Genomic DNA, 15,216 nt, shown 5'->3' on the forward strand with positions numbered 1-15,216 from the left:
CGGTTTTTTAATGCCGATAAATCAGACGTGGTAGCGGCTGCGCAGGGCGGCAATGGTATTGCGCGCCAGGGCGCCGTACTGCGGTGCCGGGGCTGGGACAATCTCCCCGGCCGTGCTCTCGGTCCAGGCGCGCTGGATATGATTCTGCCCCGCTTCCTGCTGGTAGATCCGCGCCAGACTGGCGTTGTAATTCTGGCTGGTGACTGTATCCACGTGATACCAGTGGGCCTTGGCGCGAGAGTGGGAAACATCCATTAGCAGGTAGCCGCGCTGGGTGATCTCCACCCACTTGAGGTGCGGTATCAATCCATCCATGGCGATGGAGGCGATATCACTCAGATGGGATTTGTCCAGGAAGCTGGAGGTGACCCCGGGGGTAATAAATTCGCCACCGAGGGCGCCGCGACCGGTGAGGCGGCCGTATTTCAAAATACTGAACGGATTGCTGGCCAGGTCCCAGGCCCAGGAGCTGTGGATATCTCCGGTGAGTACCACGAAGTTGTCGATATTATTGTCGGCAATATGGTCGAACAGGCGCTCGCGGGAGGCGGTGTAGCCATCCCACTGATCCATATTCACGGATAAATCCCGCGCCAGGCTGAGCTGCGCCATCATCACCTGTTGCCCCAGCACCCGCCAGCGCACGCCGTCCGCTTGGGACTGGGTCAGGCTGCTGTGCAGCCACTGCTCCTGCTCGGCACCGAGAATACTGCGCTCCGGGTCATCGGCGCTCTGCTGATCGAACCAGTTGGCCTGCTCGGAGCGCGCGGCGATGCGGGTATCCAGCATCATCAGGTCCATCAGGTTGCCGAAGCGGAAGCTGCGGTAGATGGCCCTGTCGCCAAACAGGTCGAAGAGGCCGTTATCGCGGATCGGCATCCACTCGAAGTAGGCCTGGTTGGCCACCGAGCGGCGCACAAACCAGTCGCCCTCACCCTCTTCGATATTGTGGTTCTCGGCGCCGCCGGCCCAGGCATTATTCGTGGTTTCATGGTCGTCCCAGACACAGATAAACGGGTGCTGGCGGTGTACCTCCTGCAAATCCGGATCGGAGCGGTACTGGGCGTAGCGCTGGCGGTAATCCTGGATATCCACCATTTCCTTGGCGGGGATTGGCTCGCGGCCGAGGCCGGTGTCGGTGCCGTAGCCACCGGGGCCGTATTCGTAGATATAGTCGCCCAGGTGCAGCACCACATCCAGGTCTGCGCGCAGGGCGATCTCCCGGTAGACGTTGAAGTAACCCATGGGGTAGTTGGAGCAGCTGGTCACGGCAAAGCGCAGCCTGTCCACATGGCCGCTGGGCAGGGTGCGGGTGCGGCCTACCGGCGAGTCGATGCCGTTGGAGTAGAAGCGGTAGTAGTAGCTGGTGCCCGCTTGCAGGCCGCCGGCATCCACTTTGATGGTGTAGTCCACCTCCGGCCCGGTGATGCCACTGCCGCTGTTGACCACCATGGCCATTTCCGGGTCCAGGGCGATCTGCCAAGTGTAGTGCAGCATAGACTGGAATTCCGGGTCGGCGGACGGGGTGATGCGGGTCCAGAGAATCACGCGGTCGGCCAGGGGGTCACCGCTGGCCACGCCGTGCTGGAAGGGCTCCTGGCCGGAGCCGTAGGCCTTCAAAAGGGGTAGGGCGGCCAGGCTGGCGCCGGAAAATTGTAGAAACCGCCTCCGGGACAGAGACATGGGGTTCTCCTTATGTGCTTGTTATAAAGGACCCGCAGTCTGAATCTGGAAGGTGAACGACGTGTTAATTCTCGGTCATAATTTTTCTGCCTGTACCGCTATTAGTCATGAAATTCGCCCCAAGGCGCCGAAACTGAGACATTAATCTGGTTTATTGACAAAACGCGGCATGACCGTCGGTAGCTCGGGGTGCTGTGGGGGATTGGCGCGCCGGTGGGCGACGGGCGCGCAGGCCTCTGTCGTTTCTCATCGGCGCGTGGTCGGGTATCCTGTGGCGCAAATTGACAAGCTGAACTCAGGGAGTAGACCCATGTTGCCCCGTTTACTGTGTACCAGTCTGATCGTCGGCGGCCTTGCCGTTGCCGGAGGCTGTTCCAAGTCGGAGCCTTCCAAGGCCGAATTAGACAGTGCCAGCGCGCCGCTGAAGGCGTCCGCTGTGATGGAAAAGAAGCCCGGTGTCGATAAGGCGCCGCAGTCCGGTGTGGACTACCACTCTTTCGCCAACAGCAATGACTACCAGGTACAACACCTGGACCTGGACCTGACTGTCGACTTCTCCCGCAAGGTTCTGGAAGGTGAAGCCCAGCTGGACTTCAAGCGCCTCAACGACAAGAACCTGCCGATGGTGCTCGATACCCGCGAGCTGGAAGTGGTCTCTGTCTCCGCCAATGGCGCGCCGGTAAAATTCTCCATGGGAGAGCAGGACGGCCACCTGGGCACCCCGCTGAATATTGAGCTGCCGGAAGATGCCGACAGCATCACTATCCGCTACCGCACAGCGCCGGGCGCCTCGGGTGTGCAGTGGCTGGAGCCGCAGCAGACTGCGGGCAAGAAGCACCCGTTCCTGTTTACCCAGGCCCAGGCGATCCACGCGCGCAGCTTTATTCCGCTACAGGACTCCCCCAAAGTTCGTATCACTTACAACGCCACCGTGCGCACCCCGAAAGAACTGCGCGCGGTGATGAGTGCCAACAACGACCCGCAGGCGGCCAAAGATGGCGTCTACGAGTTTGAAATGCCCCAGCGCATTCCCTCCTACCTGATCGCCCTGGCGGTTGGCGACCTGCAATTTAAGCCCATGGGCGAGCGCACCGGTGTCTACGCCGAGCCCTCAATGCTGGAATCTGCGGCGGCGGAGTTTGCCGATACCGAATCCATGCTGGAAGTGACCGAGAAGGCCTACGGTCCCTACCACTGGGACCGCTACGACCTGCTGATCCTGCCGCCCAGCTTCCCCTTCGGCGGTATGGAAAACCCGCGCCTGAGCTTTATCACCCCGACGGTGATTGCCGGCGACAAGAGCCTGGTGGCCCTGATCGCCCACGAACTGGCGCACTCCTGGTCCGGCAACCTGGTGACCAACGCCAGCTGGCGCGACCTGTGGCTGAACGAAGGTTTCACCACCTACCTGACCAACCGCATTATGCAGTTTGTCTACGGTGACGAGCGCTACCAGATGGAAATGGCCCTGGGCTATGACGATCTGCAAGCGGACCTGGCCGATAAAGAGCCCCGCGATGAGATTATGGCCATCGACCTGCGCGGTCGCGATCCCGATGAAGTCTTCTCCAATATCCCCTACGAGAAGGGCTCCCTGTTCCTGTACGAGCTGGAGCAAAAAGTGGGCCGCGAGGCGTTCGACCGCTTCCTGATGGAGTACTTCAACCACTTCTCCTTCCAGAGCATCACCACCGAGGACTTCGTCAAGTACCTGGACAAGACCCTGCTGCTGGAGCACGCCGATAAACTGGATCGCGAGCGCATTCAGCAGTGGATTTTCGAGCCGGGTATCCCCGAGGGTGCGCCGCATCCGCAGTCCGATGCCTTCAGCAAGCTGGACCCGGTGCGCCAGCAGTGGCTGGGCGGCGAGCTGGCGGCGAAGGATATCGATACCCGGGGCTGGACCTTCCACCAGTGGAAATACTTCCTCGACGGTATGCCGGAGAAACTGAGCGAAGCGCAGTTGCAGGAACTGGACAGCGCCTTTGGCCTGACCCAATCCCGCAACAACGAAGTGGCTTTCAGCTGGCTGATGATCGCTGTGCGCAACGACTACGAGCCGGCCTTCGAGCGCCTGGAGCACTTCCTCACCAGCATCGGCCGCAACAAGTTCCTGCGCCCGCTGTACCGCAATATGGTTGAGACCGGTAAAAAAGACGTGGCGGCACGTATTTTTGAGCGCGCCAAGGTGGGCTATCACCCGCTGAGCGTGAAAGTGAACAGCCTGGTGATCTACGGTAAAAAAGCGGGCTAATCGCTATTTTATCCCGCTGCCGCAATTCCCCTGCGCTATGCATGGATTGCGGCAGTGTCCCTTTTCGTTTTTCTCTCCCCTGTACTCTGGCGAATACTAAAGTTTGCCTCGTCGCGCATTTTTTTCGCTTGTTTTTATCGCTCAGCGAACTGGTACGGTAGCGTTGTTAATAGCGCAGTTTTTTGGCATTAAAATCATTAAACGACTGTTCAAACGGATTGCCTTTGCGTACTCTCCTGCCCCAGAGATTTTACTCAGGAAAGGAGGCACCTATGTATAAACGGGCTTTACTATTGGTTGTCCTGGGACTTTTTATTGCCAGCTGTGGGCAGAAATCCGGCCCCAACGCCTGCTCGGATAACAACAAGCGGCCGAGCTTTCCTTTTCCTCACGCGATGCTGTAAATGCTAAGTCGGGTTATACCCCGAGCTTAGCGATTTGCCGATCGTTGAGTCCAAACAGGTAGAGGGCGGCATCCAGTCCAAATAGATTGATGGCCTGGGGCGCCTGTAGTCTCACCTTGGGCTTGGGGTGAATCGCGATACCCAGCTCGCCCAAATTCAACATGGGAATATCGTTGGCGCCGTCTCCCATGGCCACCACGCGCTCCAACCCCAGTCCTAACTCCCCGGCGATTTCCTGTAGTAACTTGCGTTTGCGCTCGCCATCGACAATGGGCTCCACCACTTCACCGGTGAGGGCACCCTCGGCAAATGTCAGCTCGTTGGCGTGGGTGTAATCCAGGGGCAGGCGCTCGCGCTGTAGAAATTCGGCGAAGTAGGTAAAGCCGCCGGACAGCAGTGCCGTTTTGCAGCCCAGGGCGCGCAGCGCGCTCAATAACTCATAGGCGCCCTCTTTTAACGGCAATTCTCCGGCAATTTCCGCCAGGCGCTGCTCGGAAAAACCTTTCAGCAGGGCCATGCGCCGTTTGAAACTCTCGCAAAAGTCGATATTGCCGGCCATGGCGGCGCCGGTAATCGCGGCGACTTGCTCCCCGATACCGGTAATTTTGGCCAGCTCGTCAATCACCTCTGCATCGATCAGGGTTGAGTCCATATCGAAGCCGGCCAGCTTCGGCACCCTCTGGGTAACAGAGGCCTGGATGGTCAGGTCTACCCCCAGTTCATCGGCCACCCCCAGGCAGGCCAGGCGCGCGCTGTCGAAATCGAGATCCCCATCAATTTGGCAGCGAATAACGGTGCGATCGTGTCTCTGGGCTAAAGTATCGGCGGCGAAGAGGCTCCACTGCTGTTCGTGAAAAAATTGCAGGAGGTATTGCAGTTGGGATAGGGAGACCGAGCGGCTCAGTAGGGTGACACACCAGATGGCTTCAAGTGTATCCGGTGCTTCGGGGGCTGGGGTAAAGTCGGTACTTTCAGCGGGGAAGGGGGCTGTGCCAGAATATTCCAGCCCGATTCGGGCGATCCCATCGCGGTAGTTCAGATAGCGCACCGTGCCGCTGCCCGAAGCCTGGGCAATCTGTTCCAGGGAGAGGTGGAATTCTTGTGAATTTATTCGATCACCCATAAGCGCTGTCCCGTTTGTATAAAATGTTCGGCGCATTATAGCTCTTGTGAGATTCTTCGCTAAAATTGCCGAGGCTTAATTTCAATGTCGGCCGCTTATCGTTTTTTTAATAGGGCCGGGGGATAAGATTTTTTTTCGAATTGGTTGGGTTCGGTTGAACTATTTCGCTGACTGCTTTACCAATCGCTCAGGAGTTAATTGGCGGTGCACAACTTTGGTGCCTGCCGCTAAAATACTCGCTGCTCCGAAATAGCTGGGGCAAGCGTAAAAAAACAATACACAAAATATCTGCCTCAGTTTATGTCAGCTTCCATTGTATCTACTTTTCGCAATATACCGGCTCAGCTTACCCAGCTGTCCAAGCGCGCCCGCCAGCGTTTATTGGCTGTAACTATCTGGGGCACACTGGCAATATTCTGTGCGGCGGCGCTGGGGCATTTTTATGGTCAGCAGCACAGCGCTGCCATAGAGCGGGACAGAGTTGCGGCAAAGGCTGCGGCGACTATCCTCGCCGGGCAGAGCCTGGAGAGTATTGTGAGCGGGGACCGCATCAGTTTGCAGTTGATCGCCCGCCAGCTGCTGGAGTTACCCATGGTTGCCGGCATTTTAATTGAGGATGTGGAATCGAATTCCCTGGCCGAAGTGGGGGACCTGAAAGGGGGCGAGACGATTACCGAGCCCGTGGTTCTACACGATAGTATCGCCGGCAATATCACCGTGGCATTTGTGCCCGGAAACGCCATTACCTTTCCCTGGGCCAGCCTGTTGCTGACCCTGGTTTTTGCCCTGCCGTTTAGTGCGGCTGCGGCCCTGCTCAGCGGCAGTTTGTCCAGGGGACAGAAACTGCCGGCACAGGCACCGGAATCGGATGAAGCGGACACCGATACCGAGATTGTCGAGTCCAGTGTCGGGCTCTATTTGCGCCCCCTCAATTGGACGCAACTGGGCAATCAACTGAGCCGCAGTGCCCTGGAGGGGTTGCAGCGGCAGCTGGATGGGCGCATGCGCCGGTTGCAGCGTATCTACGGTGCCAGCCCGCTGAATTGCCCGGGGCCGCAAGTTGGCCTGGATTTTTCCGGTACCGATGCGGCTTTTCGCGCAGTGTGCTGCGGTTTACTGCTGCGGGAGATGCAGAGCGTCAGCCGTACTACTGGTTTGAAGCTGGCTCTGGCGGTGGTTCCATCCCAGCCGCAGAACCCGGATTTCTGCGCCGATCAGCTGCTCAATCAATCTCGCGGCCTGTTTTTACACCCGGAGCTGCTGGAAGACAGTTCCCTGATGGGGCGTATCGAACACCATGGTGCCGGCTGGGCACTGGAAGTGACCGGCCTGAGCCCTTCCTACCAAAAACTTCTCAACAATCAGTTGCAACAGCTGCTCGGCGCTGAGGCCACTCCCCACAGAACCCCGGTGGGTTAAGGAGAACCTGAACAACTCCGGGATGCCTCAGGCTTGCAGAGCAGTTCTCAATTTAAGTGACTGAAAATGATCCAGGGTCCCTATTTGGCGTCTGCTTTACGTTTACGTTAACGTAAACTCTTGCTAGGCTTGAGGCCATCTTGAGGACGTCGTTATGAAAGCAGAAGCCAGTCAACCGGAGCCCCATAGTTACAGCATTTCCCAGCTGGCGCGGGAGTTTGATATCACCACCCGCGCCATCCGTTTCTATGAGGACAAGGGCCTGCTCAAGCCGGAGCGGCGCGGCCAGACTCGGGTCTACAGCCCCGAAGAGCGAGTGCGCCTGAAGCTGATCCTGCGCGGTAAGCGGCTGGGATTCTCCCTGGATGAGAGCCGCGAAATTATCGATATGTACGATCCGGCCCACGGCAATGTGGAGCAGTTGCACCGCCTGCTGGAGCGCATCGCGCAAAAGCGCTTGCAGTTGCAGCAGCAGCTGCGGGATATCGAGAGCCTGATGGAAGAGCTGGACGAAGCCGAGTCCAGGGCCCGCGAGTCCCTGGCGCAAAGTGGTGACGACAGCAGCGCCTGAACAGATTCGACACTGTGCACCGAGTGCGCAGTGGTCCCTTGTGGTATTGAACAGCCGCCAAGGCGGTTATTTGAATTAAAGACACTTTAAATATCAGTGGAGCCGTTATGAACACTTCCTACCCCACCCTGAATTTCGGCCTCGGTGAAGACATCGATATGCTCCGTGACATGGTCTACAAGTTCTGTCAGGCGGAGCTGGCGCCGCGCGCGGCGCAGATCGACGAAGACAACCTGTTCCCCGCCGATATGTGGAAAAAGTTCGGCGAACTGGGCCTGCTGGGCATGACCGTGGAAGAGGAGTTCGGCGGCTCCAATATGGGTTACCTGGCGCACGCTGTAGCCATGGAAGAAATCTCCCGCGCCTCCGCCTCTGTGGGCCTGTCCTACGGGGCCCACTCCAACCTGTGCGTCAACCAGCTTCGCAAAAACGGTACCCGCGAGCAGAAGCTCAAGTACCTGCCCAAGCTGTGTTCCGGTGAACACGTGGGCGCACTGGCGATGAGCGAACCCAACTCCGGTTCCGATGTGGTGAGCCTGCAACTGCGTGCGGAAAAGCGCGGCGACCGCTTTATTCTGAACGGCAATAAAATGTGGATCACCAACGGCCCCGACGCCGATACCTATGTGATCTACGCGCGCACCGAGCCGGGCATCAGCTCCGGCGGTATTACCGCATTTATCGTTGAGCGCGGTTTTGCCGGCTTCTCCCAGGCGCAGAAACTCGACAAGCTGGGTATGCGCGGTTCCAACACCTGTGAGCTGGTGTTCGAAGACTGCGAAGTACCGGAAGAAAATATCCTCGGTGAACTGAACGGCGGCGTGCGTGTTTTGATGAGCGGGCTCGACTACGAGCGCACCATTCTGTCCGGCGGCCCCGTCGGTATTATGCAGGCCTGCCTGGACGTGGTGGTGCCCTATATTCACGAGCGCAAGCAGTTCGGCAAGGCCATCGGTGAATTCCAGCTGATGCAGGGCAAGATCGCCGATATGTACGCCGACCTGAATGCCAGCCGCGCCTATCTCTACGCCGTGGCGCGAGCTTGTGATCGCGGTGAGGACTCGCGCAAGGACGCCGCCGCCGTAATCCTGTTTACTGCGGAGCGCGCAACCCAGATGGCCTTGCAGGCGATCCAGACACTGGGCGGCAATGGCTATATCAACGAGTACGCCACCGGTCGCCTGTTGCGCGATGCCAAGCTCTACGAAATCGGCGCGGGCACTTCCGAAGTGCGCCGTATGCTGATCGGTCGCGAGCTGTTTAAAGAGACCCGCTAAGGCAGGGTATTTCTTCTCGCCGCCGGCACCTGTCGGTGGCAGCTGTCTCCAGCCGGGCACTGCGGCGATAAGCTGCACCCTGTGGAGGTCTTTTCTCCGGGAAAGTGAATCAGACTTTATGAATCAGTTGCAGAGCAAAATAAATACGCGCGACGCCGCCTTTGGCGAAAATCGCGAGCAGATGCAGGCGCTGGTGGCAGACCTGCGTGAAAAAGTGGAAGCCATCGCCCAGGGCGGCGGCGAGCGCGCACGGGAAAAACACCTGGCGCGAGGAAAATTATTGCCCCGGGACCGTATCGATGCGCTGCTCGATCCGGGTAGCCCTTTTATGGAATTTTCCCAGCTGGCCGCTCACGAGGTTTACGGTGAGGATGTTCCGGCCGCGGGTATTATTACCGGCATCGGCACCGTTTCCGGTCAGCCCTGTGTGATAGTGGCCAACGATGCCACTGTAAAAGGTGGAACCTATTATCCCCTCACAGTAAAAAAACACCTGCGCGCGCAGACCATCGCCGAGCAGAACAATCTGCCGTGCATTTACTTGGTGGATTCCGGTGGTGCTAATTTGCCGCGCCAGGACGACGTTTTCCCAGACCGTGAGCACTTCGGTCGCATCTTCTTTAACCAAGCCAATCTCTCTGCACAGAATATTCCGCAGATCGCGGTGGTTATGGGTAGCTGCACCGCCGGTGGAGCCTATGTGCCGGCCATGGCAGACGAATCCATTATGGTGAAAGAGCAGGCCACCATCTTCCTGGCGGGCCCGCCCCTGGTGAAAGCGGCCACCGGTGAAGAAGTTTCCGCTGAGGAACTTGGCGGTGCCGAGGTGCACTGTCGCACTTCCGGGGTTTCCGATCACTACGCCAATAACGACGTACATGCGTTGCAGTTGGCGCGCCGCTCTGTAGCTCGCCTGAACCGTATCAAAAATCCTGGTCTGGATATCCAAAAGCCTGTGGAGCCGATTTATCCACCGGAAGACATTTACGGCGTGGTGCCCAAAGATTCGCGCCAGCCGTTTGACGTGCGCGAGATTATCGCGCGGGTTGTGGACGGGTCTGAGTTCGATGAATTTAAAGCGTTGTACGGCACCACCCTGGTAACCGGTTTTGCCCGTATCCAGGGCTATCCGGTGGGAATTGTTGCCAATAACGGCATCCTGTTTGCGGAGAGTGCGCAGAAGGGCGCGCACTTTATTGAGTTGTGTGCGCAGCGCAAGATTCCATTGGTTTTCCTGCAAAATATCACCGGCTTTATGGTGGGCAAGCAGTACGAGGCGGGCGGTATCGCTAAACACGGCGCCAAGATGGTGACCGCTGTCGCTACCGCCAAGGTGCCCAAAATTACCATCCTTATCGGCGGCTCTTTCGGCGCCGGTAACTACGGTATGTGTGGCCGCGCCTACGATCCCAACTTCCTGTTTATGTGGCCCAATGCGCGCATTTCGGTTATGGGAGGGGAACAGGCTGCTGGCGTATTGGCCCAGGTGAAGCGCGATCAGATGGCCGCCCGGGGTGAATCCTGGAGCGAAGAGGAAGAGCGCCAGTTTAAGCAGCCGATTGTGGATAACTACGAACACCAGGGGCACCCATACTACGCCTCCGCGCGCTTGTGGGATGACGGCGTTATCGATCCGGCGGATACCCGCCGCGTGCTCGGTCTGTGCCTGGCGGCGGCCAGCCACAAGGAACCGGAAGAGACCAAGTTCGGCGTGTTCCGCATGTAAGGAACCGTGGTTGCGGCGCCAGCGAAATGTTCCGGTGCCGCTTTTGATAGACGCCCCAATCGAGGAATTACAATGAGCGATAAATTGCTGTGCGAAGTGGATAGCGAGGGCGTGGCCACGGTCACCCTGAACCGGCCGGAAATCCATAACGCTTTTGATGATGAACTGATCCACGAGCTGGCCACCACCTTTGACACCCTGGCGCAAAACCCCGCTGTACGTGTGTTGGTACTGGCCTCCAATGGCAAGAGCTTTTCTGCCGGAGCCGACCTCAACTGGATGAAGCGCATGGCGACTTATTCAGAAGAGGAAAACCGCCGCGACGCAGCTGCGCTCGCCGCCATGCTGTACAAGCTCGACACTTTTCCTGCGCCCACCATTGCGCGAGTACAGGGCGCCGCTTTTGGCGGGGCCGTGGGCCTGGTGAGCTGCTGCGATATGGCCGTGGCCTCTGAGCGCGCCAGCTTCTGTTTGTCCGAAGTCAAAATCGGGTTGCTGCCCGCCACCATCAGTCCCTATGTCATCAATGCTATCGGCACTCGCCATGCGCGTCGTTACTTTGTCACAGCGGAACGTTTCCCCGCCGAGCGCGCGGAACAGATCGGTTTGGTATCCGAAGTCTGTGCCGAGGCTGATCTGGACCTGCATGTGCAGAAATTAGTGAATGCCATTGCCGACAATGGCCCCAAGGCAGTCGCCATGGCTAAGCAACTGGCTATGTCCATGTCCAACCGGGTTATTAATAATGAATTGCAAGGGCAGACCAGCGCACTGATCGCTGCCGTGCGTGTATCGCCGGAAGGGCAGGAAGGGTTGAGTGCGTTTTTGGAAAAGCGCGCGCCCAGTTGGATGAATGGTAGCGAAGGGTAATTTTTATGATTCGCAAACTGTTGATAGCTAATCGCGGCGAAATTGCCTGCCGTATTATCAAGACCGCACGCCGCCTGGGGGTGGCCACTGTCGCCGTTTATTCCGATGCGGATGCTGACGCCCTGCATGTGCAGATGGCGGATGAAGCGGTGCACCTGGGTCCGGCCCCGGCCAGGGATTCGTATCTGGATATCGACAAGGTATTGGGTGCTGCCAAACAGACTGGCTCTGATGCCATCCATCCGGGTTACGGTTTCCTGTCGGAAAACGCCGAGTTTTGCCGCGCCTGCGATAGCGCCGGTATTATTTTTGTCGGTCCGCCCACTGGCGCGATCGAGGCGATGGGCTCCAAGTCCGCCGCTAAACGCATTATGGAAGAGGCTAATGTGCCCCTGGTGCCCGGTTACCACGGCACCAACCAAAATGAAGATCTGTTAGAAGGCCACGCCAATCGCATCGGTTATCCGGTGTTGTTGAAAGCCGCTGCCGGTGGCGGCGGTAAGGGCATGCGCCGTGTTGATAGAGCTGATGAGTTTCACGAAGCACTGGCTGCCGCCAAGCGTGAAGCCATGAATGCCTTTGGCGACGATATCATGTTGCTGGAGCGCTATGTGGTGAGTCCCCGCCATGTGGAAATCCAGGTGTTCTGCGATCAACAGGGCAACGGTGTCTACCTGTTTGAGCGGGACTGCTCGGTGCAGCGCCGCCACCAAAAAGTAGTGGAAGAAGCTCCCGCACCGGGCATGACTCCGGAGCTGCGCGCCCGCATGGGGGAAGCGGCCCTGCGCGCGGCCCACGCGATTGGTTACGTGGGTGCCGGCACGGTGGAATTCCTGCTGGATGCCAGCGGTGCCTTCTACTTTATGGAAATGAATACCCGCCTGCAGGTGGAGCACCCGGTGACGGAAATGATCACCGACCAGGATCTGGTGGCCTGGCAGCTGTCAGTTGCCGCTGGTGATACCTTGCCCATGAGCCAGGATGAGCTGCAGATCAACGGTCACGCCATGGAAGTGCGTATTTACGCCGAAGACCCAGACAATGATTTCCTGCCGGCAACAGGTGTGTTGGTACGTCACCAACCCCCGGCGGAAGGCGAGGGCGTGCGGGTGGATACTGGTGTGCAAACCGGCGATGAAATCAGCGTGCATTACGACCCGATGATCGCCAAATTGATCTGCCACGGCCGCACCCGCAAAGAAGCCCTGGCCAAACTGGATCGCGCACTGCGCGATTACCAGATTGCTGGTGTGCGCCACAATATCGAATTCCTGCGCCGAGTGATCAATCACCAAGCCTTTGCCAGCGGTTGTATTTCGACCCACTTTATCGAGGATTACGAAGCGGAAGTGCTGCACCAGGAGCAGACACTAACGCCGCTGAAATGCGCTGCTATTGCCGGTTATTTGCAGCAGCGTGAAGAGCGCGATCTGCGCAACTGCGCACCGCAGCGGGACCCTTTCTCCCCTTGGCACAATGGCGATAACTGGCGTAATGCTCTGGCTGCCAGTCGCACCCAGACCGTGGACTACCGTGGCCAGCACGCTCAAATTCGCTTTGTTGCGGAGGGCGATAACCTGCGCTGGACTTGCGATGCTTTGCCTGAGGAACAAAACAGCGGTGAGATTCGGCTTCTGGGACGCGACTTGATGCTGGTGGATGGTCGTCGCATGAGTTTCTCTGCCGTGGACACCCGCGATGGTGGTGCTGTATTTATCGATGGTACCCAAGTGGAATTTAAGCTGCTGCCACCGGATATTGGTGAGAGCAATGACCACGCCCACGGCCTCGACGCCCCCATGAACGGCACCATAATTTCGCTGCTGGTTGAGCCCGGCTCTACGGTGGAAAAAGACCAGCCGCTACTGGTAATGGAAGCCATGAAAATGGAACACACCCTGCGGGCTCCAGCCGCCGGCACCGTGCAGCAGTTCTTCTGCGCCGAAGGCGAGCTGGTGGATGGTGGCAGTCTGCTGGTGGATTTTGCTGGGGAGGAGCAATAATGACTTTGCCCAAGCAGGTCAAAATCGTCGAAGTGGGGCCCCGCGATGGGCTGCAAAATGAAAAGCAGCCTATCTCTGTGGAGACCCGTATCGCTCTGGTGGACAAGCTCAGTGCCAGTGGGCTGTCGGTTATTGAAGCCGGCAGTTTTGTCAGCCCCAAGTGGGTACCGCAAATGGCCGCCAGCGAGGAAGTGCTGGCGGGTATCCAGCGCAAAGACGGTGTTATCTACAGCGCGCTCACGCCAAACTTAAAAGGTTATGAGCGCGCAGTGGAAGCCAATGCCGATGAGGTCGCCGTATTCGGCGCGGCTTCAGAAGCCTTCACCCAGAAAAATATTAATTGCAGTATCGCTGAGAGTCTGGAGCGCTTCCGCCCACTGGTGGAAAAAGCGAAGCAAGACGGCATACCCGTGCGCGGTTACGTATCCTGCGTACTTGGTTGCCCCTATGAGGGTGATATTGATCCGGCCAAAGTGGCAGAAGTTAGTGCCGCTCTACTGGAAATGGGTTGCTACGAAATCTCCCTCGGCGACACCATCGGTGTCGGCACCCCGGAATCCGCCAAGCGTATGCTGGAGCTGGTGATGGCCCGCGTACCCGTGGAAAAACTTGCGGTGCATTTCCACGATACCTACGGCCAGGCGTTGGCCAATATCTACGCGGCCTTACAAATGGGGGTCGCAGTAGTAGATTCCGCCGTAGCCGGCCTGGGCGGCTGTCCCTATGCCCGTGGCGCTTCCGGTAATGTTGCCAGTGAGGATGTACTCTATATGCTCAATGGCATGGGTATTGAAACCGGCGTGGATTTACAGTTGCTGGCAGAGGCAGGGAACTTTATTTCTGAACAGCTGGGGCGGGAGACCAACTCCCGTGTGGCTAAGGCTTTGGTGCCTTGTTGAGTGAGTAGTGGGCTCTCTCCAGGGTATGGATTTTTCCTGGAGAGAACCATTTAGAGCGTTTCAGAAAAATTCTTGTCGGTGCTAAATTTAAATAGGGTTGCCCATAGTAAGATTTAGTACCTCAAATCCACCTCTGTTGCCTTTCACTGATACAATAAATATTACATCCCCCTTAGTAAATTTACAGAGGATTTGATATTTATATATATGAGTGATGCCCTTGCCAGTAAATGAAATATGCTTTCTTATATCTAGCTCCTTGATCTCCTCAATGTTTATAAATTCACCTTGTTTCTCTCCCCAAGATATAATTTCTTCTCTTATTTCCTGATTTGTAGGCACAGGACCGTGAGACTTAGACCAGTGGGTCTCGAAGCTTTTTCGATCCAATTTTTGGAATGAAAATACCAAATCTTTAGCCCTATCCATAGCCATTTTTGGAGGATCAAAAGCTATAAAGTATGCTGTAATAGAGCCAAATAATAAAATTGACAGGGTAATAGCTCCTCGAGCTATCAGTTTTTTCAATTTAACTTTCAAAATACACCTTGTGGATTAAGTATGCTCAGTTATTTTCCATGTAGCCTGCTGGAATCGCCTGGCGGCATCACTAGTAAACCTTGTTGTGATCAATACTTCGGCGCCAGCTCTAAGCAACTTAAGTGCAGTCGCAAAGCCAATTTTTATACGGCCTCCGGTTATTAGAGCGCGATAGCCTTGCATAGGGGCACTATAACCTCTTTTACTGCTATTGAAATCAGCACAAGAAGGGCAAAGAGAGTGATAGATTTTTCCAATCTTTTGATATGGCTCTTTACATATATAACACTTCTTTGGCTTGAAAAGAGTACTAGTATTTTTTATTTTTAGCGGGAGCTTTTCCAGGTTTTGTCCTGTAGAGAGAAAGATCTGACTTCGCTGAACTATTTGTGTGCTGGCCAGAAGAAGTGAGTCATGGGCTTTTTGTTTTAGCTTCCTTGATAACAT

Annotated in this window: 13 protein-coding genes; 9 read left to right on the forward strand and 4 right to left on the reverse strand. The window is 56.9% G+C overall.

Annotated features, from left to right (window positions below; genetic code table 11):
- Window positions 1-21: 21 nt before the first annotated feature.
- Window positions 22-1,683 (reverse strand): alkaline phosphatase D family protein, encoded by a 1,662-nt coding sequence (locus ACJJIK_RS16785; RefSeq protein ID WP_444943391.1) that lies wholly within the window; start codon window positions 1,681-1,683, stop codon window positions 22-24.
- 310 nt (window positions 1,684-1,993) lie between these two features.
- On the opposite strand from ACJJIK_RS16785, the gene ACJJIK_RS16790 reads away from it, so the two are divergent.
- Window positions 1,994-3,937, forward strand: coding sequence for a M1 family metallopeptidase (locus ACJJIK_RS16790; protein ID WP_444929430.1), 1,944 nt, complete (start codon window positions 1,994-1,996; stop codon window positions 3,935-3,937).
- A gap of 272 nt (window positions 3,938-4,209) precedes the next feature.
- Window positions 4,210-4,341 (forward strand): hypothetical protein, encoded by a 132-nt coding sequence (locus ACJJIK_RS16795; protein ID WP_444929431.1) that lies wholly within the window; start codon window positions 4,210-4,212, stop codon window positions 4,339-4,341.
- 13 nt (window positions 4,342-4,354) lie between these two features.
- Here the strand turns inward: ACJJIK_RS16795 and serB are convergent, their stop codons facing one another.
- Window positions 4,355-5,464 (reverse strand): phosphoserine phosphatase SerB, encoded by a 1,110-nt coding sequence (serB, locus tag ACJJIK_RS16800; protein WP_444943392.1) that lies wholly within the window; start codon window positions 5,462-5,464, stop codon window positions 4,355-4,357.
- 300 nt (window positions 5,465-5,764) lie between these two features.
- Between serB and ACJJIK_RS16805 the strand changes: the two genes are divergently transcribed.
- From ACJJIK_RS16805 to ACJJIK_RS16835, 7 genes are all read left to right on the forward strand, one after another.
- A complete protein-coding gene (locus ACJJIK_RS16805) occupies window positions 5,765-6,883 on the forward strand; it encodes a hypothetical protein (protein ID WP_444943393.1) in 1,119 nt (372 codons plus the stop codon).
- 154 nt (window positions 6,884-7,037) lie between these two features.
- A complete protein-coding gene (locus ACJJIK_RS16810) occupies window positions 7,038-7,454 on the forward strand; it encodes a MerR family transcriptional regulator (RefSeq protein WP_444929434.1) in 417 nt (138 codons plus the stop codon).
- A gap of 107 nt (window positions 7,455-7,561) precedes the next feature.
- On the forward strand, window positions 7,562-8,731 hold the full coding sequence (locus tag ACJJIK_RS16815) for an isovaleryl-CoA dehydrogenase (protein WP_444929435.1): 1,170 nt from the start codon (window positions 7,562-7,564) through the stop codon (window positions 8,729-8,731).
- 118 nt (window positions 8,732-8,849) lie between these two features.
- On the forward strand, window positions 8,850-10,457 hold the full coding sequence (locus tag ACJJIK_RS16820; protein WP_371838961.1) for a carboxyl transferase domain-containing protein: 1,608 nt from the start codon (window positions 8,850-8,852) through the stop codon (window positions 10,455-10,457).
- A 72-nt stretch (window positions 10,458-10,529) separates the two neighbouring features.
- Window positions 10,530-11,327, forward strand: a complete 798-nt coding sequence (locus ACJJIK_RS16825) for an enoyl-CoA hydratase/isomerase family protein (protein ID WP_444943394.1) — start codon at window positions 10,530-10,532, stop codon at window positions 11,325-11,327.
- Window positions 11,328-11,332: 5 nt separating this feature from the next.
- Window positions 11,333-13,330, forward strand: a complete 1,998-nt coding sequence (locus tag ACJJIK_RS16830) for an acetyl/propionyl/methylcrotonyl-CoA carboxylase subunit alpha (protein WP_444943395.1) — start codon at window positions 11,333-11,335, stop codon at window positions 13,328-13,330.
- Window positions 13,330-14,229 (forward strand): hydroxymethylglutaryl-CoA lyase, encoded by a 900-nt coding sequence (locus ACJJIK_RS16835; RefSeq protein ID WP_444943396.1) that lies wholly within the window; start codon window positions 13,330-13,332, stop codon window positions 14,227-14,229. The genes ACJJIK_RS16830 and ACJJIK_RS16835 overlap by 1 nt, the downstream gene beginning before the upstream one ends.
- Window positions 14,230-14,316: 87 nt before the next feature.
- Here ACJJIK_RS16835 and ACJJIK_RS16840 read toward each other — a convergent pair whose 3' ends face one another.
- On the reverse strand, window positions 14,317-14,769 hold the full coding sequence (locus tag ACJJIK_RS16840) for a hypothetical protein (protein ID WP_444929440.1): 453 nt from the start codon (window positions 14,767-14,769) through the stop codon (window positions 14,317-14,319).
- Between the two features lie 15 nt (window positions 14,770-14,784).
- Entirely contained in the window at window positions 14,785-15,216 is a 432-nt protein-coding gene (locus ACJJIK_RS16845) for a hypothetical protein (RefSeq protein WP_444943397.1), read from the reverse strand.

Source organism: Microbulbifer regidiadema (SeqCode), from assembly GCF_052466995.1.

Excerpts from the sequence above, each read along its gene's own strand:
- ACJJIK_RS16835 (WP_444943396.1), top strand. The coding sequence starts at position 13,330 with ATGACTTTGCCCAAGCAGGTCAAAATCGTCGAAGTGGGGCCCCGCGAT.
- ACJJIK_RS16790 (WP_444929430.1), top strand. The coding sequence starts at position 1,994 with ATGTTGCCCCGTTTACTGTGTACCAGTCTGATCGTCGGCGGCCTTGCC.
- ACJJIK_RS16810 (WP_444929434.1), top strand. The coding sequence starts at position 7,038 with ATGAAAGCAGAAGCCAGTCAACCGGAGCCCCATAGTTACAGCATTTCC.
- serB (WP_444943392.1), bottom strand. The coding sequence starts at position 5,464 with ATGGGTGATCGAATAAATTCACAAGAATTCCACCTCTCCCTGGAACAG.
- ACJJIK_RS16845 (WP_444943397.1), bottom strand. The coding sequence starts at position 15,216 with ATGTTATCAAGGAAGCTAAAACAAAAAGCCCATGACTCACTTCTTCTG.
- ACJJIK_RS16820 (WP_371838961.1), top strand. The coding sequence starts at position 8,850 with ATGAATCAGTTGCAGAGCAAAATAAATACGCGCGACGCCGCCTTTGGC.
- ACJJIK_RS16785 (WP_444943391.1), bottom strand. The coding sequence starts at position 1,683 with ATGTCTCTGTCCCGGAGGCGGTTTCTACAATTTTCCGGCGCCAGCCTG.
- ACJJIK_RS16830 (WP_444943395.1), top strand. The coding sequence starts at position 11,333 with ATGATTCGCAAACTGTTGATAGCTAATCGCGGCGAAATTGCCTGCCGT.
- ACJJIK_RS16805 (WP_444943393.1), top strand. The coding sequence starts at position 5,765 with ATGTCAGCTTCCATTGTATCTACTTTTCGCAATATACCGGCTCAGCTT.
- ACJJIK_RS16825 (WP_444943394.1), top strand. The coding sequence starts at position 10,530 with ATGAGCGATAAATTGCTGTGCGAAGTGGATAGCGAGGGCGTGGCCACG.
- ACJJIK_RS16815 (WP_444929435.1), top strand. The coding sequence starts at position 7,562 with ATGAACACTTCCTACCCCACCCTGAATTTCGGCCTCGGTGAAGACATC.
- ACJJIK_RS16795 (WP_444929431.1), top strand. The coding sequence starts at position 4,210 with ATGTATAAACGGGCTTTACTATTGGTTGTCCTGGGACTTTTTATTGCC.